Below are 12,823 nucleotides of genomic sequence, written 5' to 3' on the forward strand. Positions count from 1 at the left end.
GCTTAAATTTCATCGAAATTTTAAAGCTTACTTGATTATGTCGCGCTGACCTTTGGCGTTGATCTCGCTTAAAACGCCCATCTGCTCAAGCTGCTCGATAATCGTAGCGGCGCGGTTGTACCCGATACGCAAGCGGCGCTGCAGGTAGCTGATCGAGGTCTTCTCCTCCTCCAAAACAATCGCTTTCGCCTCGTCGTAAAGCTCATCAAGCACGATATTTTGCGGATTGATTATGCCGCCTTCTTGCTTGGCGCCCTCGTTTTCGATCAAAAATCGCTCGTCATAAACGACGCTTTCTTGCGCTTTTAAAAATTCTGCGATTTTGTTGATCTCATTCTCGGTCGTAAACGGCGCGTGCAGGCGGATGAGCCCCGGCGCGGTAGGCGGCGTAAAGAGCATATCGCCCCGCCCAAGCAGGCTGTCCGCGCCCATCTGATCCAAAATCACCTTGCTATCGACCTTCGAGCCCACGCGGAAGCTGATGCGGCTAGGCAGATTCGCCTTTATCAGCCCCGTGACGACGTCCACGCTAGGGCGCTGCGTCGCCACGATGAGATGTATGCCGCTGGCGCGCGCCATCTGTGCCAGACGCGCGATGTGGTGCTCCACGTCCTTGCCGCTCGTCATCATCAGATCCGCGAGCTCGTCGATGATAACGACGATGTAAGGCAAAATTTCGCCCCCCTCGCGCAGCATCTTTTCGTTGTAGTTGTCGATATTTTTCGTCCTGTTTTGCGCCATGAGCGAGTAGCGCTGCTCCATCTCCGCAACGAGATTACTTAGCGCAATGATCGCCTGCTTAGGCTGCGTGATTACGGGCGTTAGCAGGTGCGGGATGTCGTTGTAGATACTAAACTCGAGCATCTTCGGATCGATCATTATTAGGCGCAGACTCTTGGGCGAATTGCGATACAAAAGGCTAAGTAGCATGGCGTTGATGCCCACGCTCTTGCCGCTTCCCGTGGTGCCTGCGATGAGAAGGTGCGGCAGCTTCTTAAGATCGGTGACGAAGGGCTGGCCCACGATGTCCTTGCCAAGCACGATCGTAAGCGGGCTAGAGGCGCTTTTAAACACGTCGCTTTCTAAAATTTCGCGCAGATAGATCGTATCGATATTTTGATTAGGGATCTCGATGCCCACGACGTCTTTGCCCGGAACCGGCGCCTGGATACGGATGGTCTGCGCCCGAAGCGCCATCGCGAGATCGTCTTGCAGCGTTAGAATTTTACTTACTTTGATGTGCGCGGCAGGGCGAAACTCAAAGGTCGTAACGACCGGGCCCGAGTAGGTCCGCACCACGTCGCCGTCAATCTTAAATTTACGCAGCTTATCGAGCAGGTCGTAAATTTTACGATCGATCTCGCTCTCGTCGATGCTGCTTTTCTTTTTCGGCGGCAGGTTTAAAAAATCAAGCGGCGGCAGCTTAAAATCCTTGGGCTTAGCCACCCTGCCCTTATCGAGCTGATCCAAAAGCCTTTTGTTTTCGGCGACCTCTCTTAGGCGCTCGACCCTTTTTAGTCTGCTCGGCTTTCCCTTTTGCGGCATTTTAAGCTCGCGTTCAGCGGAAGCCTGCGGACCCTGCGCGTCACCAAAATTCTGCTCATTCTCGGGCTCGCGAGCATCGTTTAAATTTTGAAAATTTTGCCCGCCTTCAAAACCGCGCCCGCTTGCGCCCTGCTCCGCAAAATTACCCTGTTTCGCCGAACCGTCCTCTGCGCTCAAAGCGTCATTCGAAGCGTTAAAATTTTCCGCACCTCTTAATCCTTGCGCAGACGAATACCTTGCAAGCCCACCTCTTTGTGCTGCATCTGCGTCGCTAGCAAAATCGTCTCCAATTTCATCCTGCGAGCTTTCATCTCTTGAGCCAATAAAGCAGTTTTTGATGATGTCGGTAAAGCGATCTTCAAATATAAGCACTAGCGAAAGCACAAAAATCGTAATATTAAAAATCCACACGCCGACGCTTCCAATCATGCGCCTAAGTCCATCCACTGCAAAGCTGCCGACTGCTCCGCCGCTAGCGCCAAAGAGACTCGACTGCACCATCAAAATGGTAAAAAACAGCAAAATTGCGCCGATACTAAACTCAAAAAATCTAAAGTCAAAACCGCGAAAATGCTTATAAGCTACGTATGCTAAGGCGAGCAAAAATAGCGGATAGATGTATGCAAAATAGCCGAATAGCTGGGTATTAAACGAGCGAATGGCGTTGCCTGCGCTACCTACGAGTGCGGAATCGGGTGCAATAGTCGCTAGTGCGAAAAATATTATGATGGCCGATACGACGATAAAATATACTTCTCTAAATATGATATATCCTTAAATTTAAAGGGGTATTTTAGCCAAATGAAGGTTAAAATTTTATTTGAGGAGCGAAATTTTAATACTTTGATAAAATTCCGCGCCCTTGAAGGCGCGGAATTAAAGGGGTTAGTTTTTGACGGCTTTGCCCAGATCCCACATAGGCATAAAGATACCCAGAGCCAAAAGAAGAACCATGCCCGCCATAAAAAATAGCATGATCGGCTCTACGTAGCTTGAGATATTATCGATGATATCATCGAATTTCTCTTTGTAATAATCCGTGACGTTGCCAAGCATCTTATCGAGGTTACCGGCCTGCTCGCCCGCACTGATCATCTGAATAAGCATACTCTCATAAAGCCCTGTATTGTTAAACGCCTCTGTTAGGCTCACGCCCTGCTGCACGGCGATTTTAACGGTAGAGAGCTTCTCTTTTAAAGTATGATTATCCACCATTAAAACAGATGTATCCAGCGCATCAGCGATAGGAATACCCGCTCGCACGAGCTCTGTAAAAATAAGCATAAATCGCGACATAGTCGAGAAAAATATGATCTTACCAAATAGATAGACCTTTAAAATCGTCTTGTCAAAGCCCTTTTTAAACTCGGGATTATTGCGATATGCCCATCTAAGAGCTATGATAGTGCCTATTATACCCGCTAAAACAAAAATTCCATAATTATTAAGCGTGCTTTCGATACCAAGTAGAATTCTAGTAGGTAGTGGCAAATCCGCGCCCAAATCCTCAAAAATCTCGCGGAATTTCGGCACAACATACATCATCAAAACCGAAAACGCAATTGCCATAACGATCATAAGGATCATAGGATAACGCATCGCCTTTTTAAATTTACGCTGGTTTTCCCAAAGCTCTTGAAGCATAGCGGCAAGCTTGGCTAGAGACTCTGCCATATTACCGGTTGCTTCGCCCAGACTTACCATCGCAACGACGACATCACCGAGCTGTCCTCTAAATTTCTCCGTAGATTCGGTAAGACTAAGACCTGCGTTAAGATCGTCGTTCATCGCGCTGAAAATTTCTTTTAGTGTCTTATCCTCTGCCGCCCTTGCAACCTCTTTGATCGAGTCGTGGATTGAAATTCCCGCATTTGTCATAACCGAAAGCTGACGGATCGACGCTACTAACGGCAGTGTTCTAACTCTTCCGCTACCACCTAGCATGCGCGAAACCTGCGCCTTAAAATCGCCGCCCGTATTGGCTACGACTTGGGTTTCACCTCTTTTTACGATCGTCCCGCCTACGCGCTGCTTCATGAGGTTGTTTGCTTGCACCTTATCGCTAGCTTGCAAAAACATCTTCTTTCTTGCGCCCTTGGCGTTGTATTCAACTTCTAATTGCTTTTTCATTGTTTAGCCACCCTATAAATTTCTTCTATACTAGTTACTCCGCGCGCAGCACGTATAACACCATCTTCAAACATATCTATAAAACCCTCCTCCTTCGCCAAGGCCCTCATATCGTCCTTTGAGCCGCCGTTAGCGATCAAGCTCTGCATTTTATCGGTAATAGGTAAAATTTCACTAATCATCTCACGCCCCATATAGCCCGTCTGACCGCATTGATCGCAACCTACGGCCTTAAAAAATGTGTATTTTTCAGGCAAGAATTCCTTCAGCTGATCAAGCATCGATTTAGGCAGATTCGTAGGCTGCTTGCAGTGCGGGCAAAGCTTTCGCACGAGACGCTGCGCCTCTACTGCAATGAGCGCACCACTTATGAGGTAGGCCTCTATACCCATATCCACTATTCGCGGGATCGCACTAACGGCGTCGTTGGTGTGTAGGGTCGAGAAAACCAAGTGTCCAGTAAGAGCAGCCTGGATCGCGATCCTAAGGGTCTCTTGATCACGGATCTCACCGATCATTATGATGTCGGGGTCTTGTCTTAAGATCGAGCGCAATGCTGAAGCAAAGGTAAGACCCGCTTTTTCGTTAACTTGGACTTGTTGGATTAAATTTACTTGATACTCGACTGGATCTTCTACGGTAATAACCTTAGTATCGATATTTTTAATATCGTTTAGCGCTGCATATAGCGTCGTAGACTTACCGCTTCCCGTAGGTCCGGTAACCAAGATAATACCATATGGAGCCTTCATAGCGTTATTAAATTTCTTAAAGCTATCAGGGTGCATGCCTAGTTTTTCGAGGCTGATGATAACCTTGGATTTATCTAGGATACGCATAACGGTAGATTCGCCATTGATAATAGGCAGTGTCGAGATACGAAAGTCATATTCGCGACCTGAAATTTTCATACTAAACCTGCCGTCCTGCGGCTTGCGGCGCTCGGCGATATCCATATTCGAAAGTAGCTTCAATCGGCTTACTAGCGGTGGATAGATATCTTTATCAAAGATAAAAATTTCAGCGAGCATTCCGTCGATTCTGGTACGCACGACGCAGTTATTCTCGGTAGGCTCGATGTGAATATCGCTACCGCGCATCTTAATAGACTGGCTAATTATCATCTCAATGAGCTTCAAAATCGCCGAGGTATCATCGCTGCTTCCGCTACCGCCAGTGTTGGCGAGCTCTTTGCGGATCTCTGCTACGAGCCCCTTAATACTCTCTGAAAGCTCAAGCTTAGATAGATATTTATTTACTTGGTTTGGATCGGCCACTACGATTTTAAGCAGCTGTTTGCTAAACATAGCCTGCGCTTTATCTTGCGACTCAAGATTAAACGGATCAGAAAAAGCAACGTAAATATTCAGATCATCCGCTTTAACCGGTATCACGCCGTATCTTTTAAGCTGTGCGGTAGGAGTGCGTTCCGATAGCCTAAAGTCTATGTCAATATCGTCTAAATTCATATACGACAGGTTCATTTTCTTGGCTAGAATTTGCAAAAATTCCTTCGGATCCATCGAAAATTTTTCGCTTATATCGTCAAATTCTATCTGACGACGCTTGTATAACTCAACTAAAATCGAGCAAAAATCATCCTGGCTTAGATAGTTATCTCCGACTAAAACCTCGCCTAGCGTCAAGCCGATATCCATTTTATCTTTAATTTCCGGAACAACAGTGCTAGTAAGGATATTGTTTCTTATTAAAATCGCAACAATCTGCTCTTCAATCTTTGTCATTGCGATCACCAATAAATTTTAATCGAGCTAAGCTTATCGCCAGCATAAATTGCAATTACCATCTTTTTTACCCCTTCCTCTTCTTTGATAAAAAGCTCGGCACGCTCGCCGTTTTCTAGGGTAAAGACATACGTATCACTCTTTTTTACGTATGCTCTCTCCGTAAATTTATCAAAAATTTCAGACAAAATATAATTGATCTTAGGCGTGCGTATATAGCTAATATCCACGCCATCGCAAAGCGCCAAATAAAGCATCTTTTTTTGAAAAATTATAGTCGAATAAAGAGAGGCGTTCTCGCGAGCCTCTTTCGTCTTATAAAGCATCACCGTAGGCACGACAAGCTCATTTACTTTATCCATTTTCAGGCATGCCTTGGCATACATATTTGCAAGTGCCTCGCTTTGTTCTTCAATGAATAAATTTCGCACGCTTTCTTGGCAGATACGGTTATACTGACCGATCTGATCCCAGTTGCGCACATCATCGGCGCTAACTGCAAATAACGACGCGATCGCAAAAGCTAAAATATATAAAATTTTCATAGTTTGTCGCTTCTTATCTTTGAAATGAGGTTAGAAATTTCGCTATTTTTCGCCTTTGCGTTAAAGGTCTCAAGAGCGTAAAGCGCGTCTTCCTTACGACCTTTTTTATAATTGGCTTTAGCAAAAATTATCCAGCTGGCGACGTTGTCCTTATCAAGCTCATTTGACGTAAGAGCCCATTTGATCGCATTATCGTAGTCTTTCTTATTATACGCTTCTTCGGCTAGCGATAGCGAATACTCAATCTTATTCGTCGCGTAAAATTTGCTCTCCAAGCTCTGCTTATCTTCGCTTAAATTTGAAGTTTTTATCTCAATTCTAGAACTTAGCGGAGCGCTACTTGCGGTATTTGTAGAACCTCCCGAGAAATTTGATTTAGGCGGCAATGGAGCGCGTCCAAAATCGATAACCTCATTTTTAGGTGGCTGATTTGCAAAAGCTGCGTTATTGGTATTAGGTACGTTAAACGTAGGAACATTTTGATTGCCAAAATTCTGATTGCCAAAATTTTGACCGCCGAAATTCTGCGCCTGAGCCTGCCCGCCATAGTTTCCGCCATTTTCGTAATTATTGGTTATCTTAAACCCACCGGAATCCTCGCTGGATAGCACGCCTACGTCATTTAAATTTAAGCTTGGACGTTCCTTTTCGTGTTTAGAGTTAGAGGTACGGGCAACTTTCGGAGCGCTGATATTATAATCTTCTTTGGAGATATTATTTTGCACTGCAAGATCTGCCGCCTGCTGCTCGGCATCATTAGTAGAATTTGAAGTACCACCCTTGTCCTCAATATTTTGATTGATACTTGCCATACTGACGCTATCGCTATCTTTAAGCAGCCAAAATATCGCTCCGATCGCAACCGAGATCAATATCAAAAGCCCCAAAATCGTCTTGTCGAATCTCAATACGAAATTCGGCTTAGATTTCAAAAAGGAAAACTGCTTTCTGTTTTTGTTATACTCTTCCCATTTTTTTTCAAGTTCGTTTACTTCGTAAAATTCAAGCATTTATTATCCCCGAGCCTATCGCTGCCATCTCTATAATTTTATTATTAATCTGCGAAAAACTAATTTCCGTAGGTTTATTTACTTCGTAATACTCAAAAAGCTCATACATCTTATACATAAGCTTGTTGATATTTCTCATATTGCCGTCCGTTAAATTTAAAATCAAATCGAAATTATCGTCGCTAAACATAAAATAGTATTGTTGAAAGCCATGAAGCACAAGCTTTTTTTCAATATACAGCTTGACTTCGCCTAAATTTGAATTAGGAAGCTCAATGCTCTCCCAAATTCTAGTTTTAAAATAATCCTTTGCGAGGCGATCTTCCTCATCCGTCTTATGTACCGTAAATAAAAATTTAAACAATCTAGTATCTGCCATAAGACGAATTTTTTCTATTAAATTTCCTGGATACAGCTGAGCTTCGTCGAGCAAAATAACGACCTGCTCTACCGCTCCGACATTGGTAGAGATGCCAAATCTCTCTCTGTAAACCCGCATAAAATTTTCATAATTATCAATTGGCTCGCTAGGAGTTGAATGAAAAATCTGCGAATACAACTCTAAGAAAAATTCTTTCTCATCAAAAAACGGCTGCGGCACAAATACGACTCTTACCTTTTTTTCAAGATCGACCTTGATCTTATTAAGCAAAAATGTCTTGCCGCAACCCGGTTTGCCGTAAAAAAGTATAAGTTTTAACGGCTTTTGCAAAGCATTTAAAATTTTATGATAAGCAAGGGTCGATTTATCGAGATTAACGAAGTCCGAGACTTCGTTATCCTCGATAAAAATCTCCTTGATCGCCGTATAGTTATTACTCATTTTCGTAGATGGATTTTGAGTAACCTAGCTCTTTAAGAGAGGTAGCAAGCGGCGCGCCGGTATTGTCGATGATATGTGGAGTTACTACAAAGATTAGCTCTGATGTGCTCAAAACATCGGCAGTACTTTTGAAAAGATTTCCGATTAATGGAATTTCAGCTAGCACAGGCACCCTAGTGTTATTCTTGGACTTAGTTGCGCCGATTAAACCGCCTAAAATTACAGTATCGCCATCATCTACCCAAACTACACTAGAGAGTTTCTTTTGCAAGGTATCAGGTGCGATATCTCTTCTGCCATTCTCTCTCCTTACATTATCTTCGGCATATTTAAGAGAACTTAAAGACGGATTAATTCGTAGCATAATCCTATTATCATCTGAAATTTCAGGCAAGATATTCAAAAGAATACCTACAAAGATCGAATACTGATCATCCGACTGAGTATCTCCGCCTTGATAATCACCTGTAGTAGTAGATTTCAATACATAGTTAATGGTATCACCTACAGAGATAATAGCAGGCTGATTATTCATCGTAGTTACCTTAGGGCTTGAAATAACCTTAGTTTTACCTTTAGTCTCTAGGAAGTTAATCAAACCGTCGATATTGAAATTTAGATTAGCCCCTATCGTCCAAGTTCCATGAGTATCGCTAGCCTTTCCTCTATTGCCGTTATCTATGTGATAGCCTGAAAGTTTCTTTGGATCCCCGCCCACATAGGTATTAAATCCTAGTTGGAACTTACTCCAATCTATACCGGTGGTGTATTCGTTATTTAGCTCGACAGATATGATATTTACATCTAGCAAGACTTGACGACTAAGGCGTTTTTGCATACCGCTTAGATATCTATCTACGCGAGCTATCTGAGACTTCATAGCAGTAACGGTCACTAAACCGGCATTTTGATTTATAATAGGAGCGACTGCGACGTATTTTTCGGTACCGTTATTTAAAACAGAAGTGATTTCCTCGCTAATCTTCTCCCAAAAATCAAATTTCTCTTTGGTAGTGATCTTATTATCTTCTTTATTTTCTTTATCGTCGCTATCATCTACTTTCGTAGGTGCGGAATCGACAGAAGATTTAGTAACAGCAGTACCTTCTCTAATAGAAGTGATGTAATCCACTTTAAAAGTCCTAGTCTCTAGCGCTGAAATTTTTAATATGCCATGAGAATACTCATAGCTTAGATTATTCTCTTTTATGAGTAGATCTAAAACTTCGCGTAAAGAAAGGTCTTTGATGCTTACGCCTTGCAGTGGCTTACTCATCTCCTCTTGAGCGATAGCGTCTTTTGCTACCACCGAAAAGCGGCACATATCGGATAGCTGAGTTAGCATCTCGTTTAGCGTAACGGTATCGTTAATCTTAATATTTAGCGCCTTCCTATCGCAGTTACCTGCAGTTGCGGGAGCGGCATATAGACTAGTAGCCGTAACAGACAAAGCAAGCATAGCGGCTATGCTAAGCTTTTTACTTATATGTAATAATGACATTTTGACTTCCTTGTTTTAGTGTTAGTTCGACTTTATTTTCATCGTCGTTGGTAATAATAACGCTATTACCCGTTATTTGCACGATCTTATATGAGCCTACATACTCGCCCAAACCATACCACTTATCGTTTAGCTTAACCTTATCACCCATAATACCTACTAGCTGATAACCTAGATCCACCTGCTGATTAGCTTCTCTAGGCGCATTAGCTTCTTTAGGATAAAACGGATCTTGCAAAGAAGCTATCTGCTCATCGCTAAGACCTACTCTAGGCTTACTAAGATCATCAAATATCGCATCGTACTTAGCTTTATAGGCTCCATTACTAGGCGCCACCGTCTGATTATTATCTACAGCAAATAGAGCAGTAGAAAGTAGCAAAGAGCATAAAATTAACTTTTTCATTAGTAATTTACTCCCCAGATAGATATACCGATGCTTCCACCGATTTTGCCATTTTTAGTGGCATTGATATCCATCTTATTTACATCTACGATCATCTCCGATTGTTCGATAAGGTTGATATACCTAAGGACGTTCGAAAATGCTCCTTCAAATTTCACATCTATATCCAGCAAAGCTTCAGGCTGAAAAATTTGTTTGATGCTAGGCTCTCTTCTATCGCTGTGAATAGCATAAATTTTAATATTGTTATTCTCTGCGATCGTTGAGAGGCTATCCATAAACTTAGCCCAGTTCTTTTCATTATAGGTAAGCTTTGAAATTTCTTTTAGCTTGTCGTCTAGATACCCACGCTCATCATTGATATTTTTAAGGTTGGTTCTAGCACCATTGAGGATATTGCGTTTATTATCAACGAAAGCTTTAGGATCACCGCCAAAAAACTCGTTATACTCTCTTTGTGCGCCTTCAAGCTTCGTCGTGGCAGTACTTAGATTTGTTTCGCTCTCCTCTAAATACGGATCCGCATAGCCACTCAAAATAAAGTAAGCTACCACACCTACAAACAATAAAGCTATGTAAAAATAGTTATTTGCACTATTTCCCTTGGAGGCAAACCATTGATCAAGTTGATCTAATGAACTTTTCTTTTTCATTATTTAACCTCCACACTGATGTTGCTATCGTAAAAGACGGTTTTATTACCCTCTTGTAGCGCGATTGTTTTAGTATCCACGCCATACACCTCTTTTTTACTGATATCCTCTAAAAGCTCGGTCATCTGCTTATCGTTTTTGGTGCGCACCTGAACAGTTAGAGTCCTATTCTCATCACCGATCCTAACCATATTGCCCTTATTTTTAACGACCATATTGGTTAGCTCAAAAATAGAAACACCCTTCATAGCGTAATTGTTTTTCTTATCTAAGATGGCATTAATTAGTTTGCGCCTGTCATTAAGCTCCTTACCACTCTTAGCAGCCTGGGCATTTACCTCTTTAGTCTCTTTATCCAAACGCGCACTTTCATCTCTAGCGGGACCCATCTTTTCCTCTAAACCTTTATATTCGCTAGTTTTATCATTAGCTACCATATTATTATAATAGCCGTAGCCAAAATTATACGCAGGATACGCAGCGCCAAGTAAGCAGCCTAGCAGCATATAGCCTATCAGCTTGCCGGTTGATCTTTGAGTCAAAGGCGGAGGTCTCATAAACGGCGAGTAGTTGTGATCGTCATCTTTGGTAACCAAATAATCTTGACCTACCAAGAACATCAAAATATCTAGCTGAGTGAGCGGATAATCTTTCGCGTTGATTGCAACGTTAAAATTAAAATCCTTGTATCTTAGCTTTAGATTATTTTCTACAAAAACCTCGATCGCAGGAATTTTACCAATATCCGTTCCGATATAGACGTTTTGAATATTGACGTTGTAAATTTTACTAATACCGTTCAATACGTCGTTGATGTAGTAAAACATATCGTCAAAAATTTGGATCATATAATCGCGTTCGGTCGGATTTTCTAAATTTACTCCCTGTTTGGAGAGCAATCTATAAAAGCTCTCTTCATCGACTCTACTACCGACTAGCTCGACATATTTTTCATGCAAAAATTTTAGGTTATATCTTACTTGGCGGGATTGAAAATATTCGCCGTTTTGATACACTACCAAAAACGCATCGTCGCGTTGCAAGTAGATGAAGCAGTCGATTCCGTCGCGAGTTAGGACGCCTCTATTATACAAGCCCTCGTATAAAAATGGAGCCATAGCCACATAGTCGATGTAGTTCGTCCTAGCGGCGATCGCATCGAATTCTGAAGTGAGTTTAGCATTATCTACGACAAAGACGTTGAAAATTCTATCATCGCCGCCAGCGCCTATTACCTCACTATAGGTAATTTTGTAATCCAAAGCGGTGTCAAGCCCCAGCTCCTCATACACCTTAACGACGATCGCATCTAAAAGATCCGCGTCCTCTACCGATCTGCTTATCTCGACCGTCGCAGTCATTATATCCTTATACGGAATATATGAGACGTAAGTTTCCTTCGCACGATTTGCTTTTGAGAAGTCGTGCTCGAAAACTTCATTCTCACTTAGACCGAATATGGTTTGCGTGACTTTGTTAATCGCAACAATCGAACTAGCATTTTTACTATTCTTTGCCATAACACTCCACTTCCAAATGAAATTTTCTACGCTGCTAATACTAATAGAAATAAAATAAAATGTCAATAGATAAAATCGGTTTTTACCCTAAATTCGTCATTTTTCCAGCTTTTTTTTACAAAAACTGTTAATTTTAAGTAAATTTTGACCTTAGAAAAATTTGAAATTAACTTTTTGGCTCGAATTCCAATTCGCTTGATCGCCTCGCCGTTTTTGCCGATCAACATCTCTTTGTGTGAATTGCTGTCCGTTATGATCCGCGCATAGACCGAGATCAGACCCGGTTTTTCCACTATTTTTTCCATCACGACATCGCTGCAATACGGGATCTCGTCGCTCATACTCTCAAAAATCGCCTCAAGTATGAAGTCGCGGTAAATTTCACGCTCGTTGGTCGCGCTTAAAATTTCAGGATCATAAAAGTACTCATGCTCGGGCAAAATTTTACAAATTTCGTCCAAAACCTGCTTTTTATAGACCTTTTTTTTGATGCTAACGGGGATTATCGCTTCGAATTTATCGGTAAATTTTTGATATTGCAGCAGCTTTTGCACGATCTTTTCGTCGTTTGCTTCGTCAGTTTTAGTTAAAATTACGATGTGTTTGGCATCTGCGTTTAAATTTAAAAATTTTTCGTATTCAGATGTATCATCGTGCACGGGCGCCAAAAACAGCACCAAATCGCAACCCTCAATCGCCCCGAGCGCCACTTCGACCATCAGCTTATTCATCAGCTTGGCGCTTTCGTGCAACCCCGGCGTGTCCGTGAAAATCACCTGATCTGCGCCGTTCATCGCGATGCCGCTAATCTTGCGGCGCGTGGCGTTGATCTTGTGCGAGACGAGCGAAATTTTCTCGCCGCAGAGATAGTTTAACAGCGAGCTCTTGCCCGCATTCGTCCGCCCGATGAGCGTTACAAATCCGCTTTTCATATTTTCCTTAAAT

11 protein-coding genes are annotated in these 12,823 nt (G+C 42.4%); all 11 read right to left on the reverse strand.

Going from position 1 to position 12,823, the window contains the following annotated elements:
• Positions 1 to 27: 27 nt before the first annotated feature.
• The 11 genes from Q0257_RS01060 to era all read right to left on the reverse strand — a co-directional run bounded on the left by Q0257_RS01060 (position 28) and on the right by era (position 12,810).
• The gene (locus tag Q0257_RS01060) at positions 28 to 2,271 is read right to left on the reverse strand and encodes a DNA translocase FtsK (protein WP_298020465.1); all 2,244 of its coding nucleotides are present in this window, start codon (positions 2,269 to 2,271) and stop codon (positions 28 to 30) included.
• A gap of 159 nt (positions 2,272 to 2,430) precedes the next feature.
• A complete protein-coding gene (locus tag Q0257_RS01065) occupies positions 2,431 to 3,675 on the reverse strand; it encodes a type II secretion system F family protein (protein WP_297903504.1) in 1,245 nt (414 codons plus the stop codon).
• Entirely contained in the window at positions 3,672 to 5,420 is a 1,749-nt protein-coding gene (locus Q0257_RS01070) for a GspE/PulE family protein (protein WP_040303655.1), read from the reverse strand. The genes Q0257_RS01065 and Q0257_RS01070 overlap by 4 nt, the downstream gene beginning before the upstream one ends.
• 5 nt (positions 5,421 to 5,425) lie before the next feature.
• Positions 5,426 to 5,965 (reverse strand): hypothetical protein, encoded by a 540-nt coding sequence (locus Q0257_RS01075; RefSeq protein WP_291937375.1) that lies wholly within the window; start codon positions 5,963 to 5,965, stop codon positions 5,426 to 5,428.
• Positions 5,962 to 6,975: a hypothetical protein gene (locus tag Q0257_RS01080; RefSeq protein ID WP_298020454.1), complete on the reverse strand. Its 1,014-nt coding sequence runs from the start codon at positions 6,973 to 6,975 to the stop codon at positions 5,962 to 5,964. Before Q0257_RS01080 ends, Q0257_RS01075 begins: the two co-directional genes overlap by 4 nt.
• A complete protein-coding gene (locus Q0257_RS01085) occupies positions 6,968 to 7,798 on the reverse strand; it encodes an ATP-binding protein (protein WP_005870282.1) in 831 nt (276 codons plus the stop codon). Before Q0257_RS01085 ends, Q0257_RS01080 begins: the two co-directional genes overlap by 8 nt.
• On the reverse strand, positions 7,791 to 9,299 hold the full coding sequence (mshL, locus tag Q0257_RS01090; RefSeq protein ID WP_298020457.1) for a pilus (MSHA type) biogenesis protein MshL: 1,509 nt from the start codon (positions 9,297 to 9,299) through the stop codon (positions 7,791 to 7,793). Before mshL ends, Q0257_RS01085 begins: the two co-directional genes overlap by 8 nt.
• Positions 9,277 to 9,636 carry a hypothetical protein gene (locus tag Q0257_RS01095; RefSeq protein ID WP_177389139.1) on the reverse strand — a complete coding sequence of 120 codons (360 nt, stop codon included), beginning with the start codon at positions 9,634 to 9,636 and terminating at the stop codon, positions 9,277 to 9,279. The genes mshL and Q0257_RS01095 overlap by 23 nt, the downstream gene beginning before the upstream one ends.
• Before the next feature lie 68 nt (positions 9,637 to 9,704).
• Entirely contained in the window at positions 9,705 to 10,358 is a 654-nt protein-coding gene (locus tag Q0257_RS01100; protein ID WP_298020459.1) for a hypothetical protein, read from the reverse strand.
• Complete coding sequence (locus tag Q0257_RS01105; RefSeq protein ID WP_298020462.1) at positions 10,358 to 11,878, reverse strand: hypothetical protein; 1,521 nt, start codon at positions 11,876 to 11,878, stop codon at positions 10,358 to 10,360. The genes Q0257_RS01100 and Q0257_RS01105 overlap by 1 nt, the downstream gene beginning before the upstream one ends.
• A 62-nt stretch (positions 11,879 to 11,940) precedes the next feature.
• Positions 11,941 to 12,810 (reverse strand): GTPase Era, encoded by an 870-nt coding sequence (gene era / locus Q0257_RS01110; RefSeq protein ID WP_298020468.1) that lies wholly within the window; start codon positions 12,808 to 12,810, stop codon positions 11,941 to 11,943.
• Positions 12,811 to 12,823: the final 13 nt, after the last annotated feature.

The sequence above is a fragment of the uncultured Campylobacter sp. genome (assembly GCF_938018035.1).
GTDB lineage: Bacteria > Campylobacterota > Campylobacteria > Campylobacterales > Campylobacteraceae > Campylobacter_B.

Bases quoted from the DNA above. Each gene is read 5' to 3' on its own strand.
- Q0257_RS01065 (WP_297903504.1), bottom strand. From the start codon at position 3,675: ATGAAAAAGCAATTAGAAGTTGAATACAACGCCAAGGGCGCAAGAAAG.
- Q0257_RS01070 (WP_040303655.1), bottom strand. From the start codon at position 5,420: ATGACAAAGATTGAAGAGCAGATTGTTGCGATTTTAATAAGAAACAAT.
- Q0257_RS01075 (WP_291937375.1), bottom strand. From the start codon at position 5,965: ATGAAAATTTTATATATTTTAGCTTTTGCGATCGCGTCGTTATTTGCA.
- Q0257_RS01080 (WP_298020454.1), bottom strand. From the start codon at position 6,975: ATGCTTGAATTTTACGAAGTAAACGAACTTGAAAAAAAATGGGAAGAG.
- Q0257_RS01085 (WP_005870282.1), bottom strand. From the start codon at position 7,798: ATGAGTAATAACTATACGGCGATCAAGGAGATTTTTATCGAGGATAAC.
- mshL (WP_298020457.1), bottom strand. From the start codon at position 9,299: ATGTCATTATTACATATAAGTAAAAAGCTTAGCATAGCCGCTATGCTT.
- Q0257_RS01100 (WP_298020459.1), bottom strand. From the start codon at position 10,358: ATGAAAAAGAAAAGTTCATTAGATCAACTTGATCAATGGTTTGCCTCC.
- Q0257_RS01105 (WP_298020462.1), bottom strand. From the start codon at position 11,878: ATGGCAAAGAATAGTAAAAATGCTAGTTCGATTGTTGCGATTAACAAA.
- era (WP_298020468.1), bottom strand. From the start codon at position 12,810: ATGAAAAGCGGATTTGTAACGCTCATCGGGCGGACGAATGCGGGCAAG.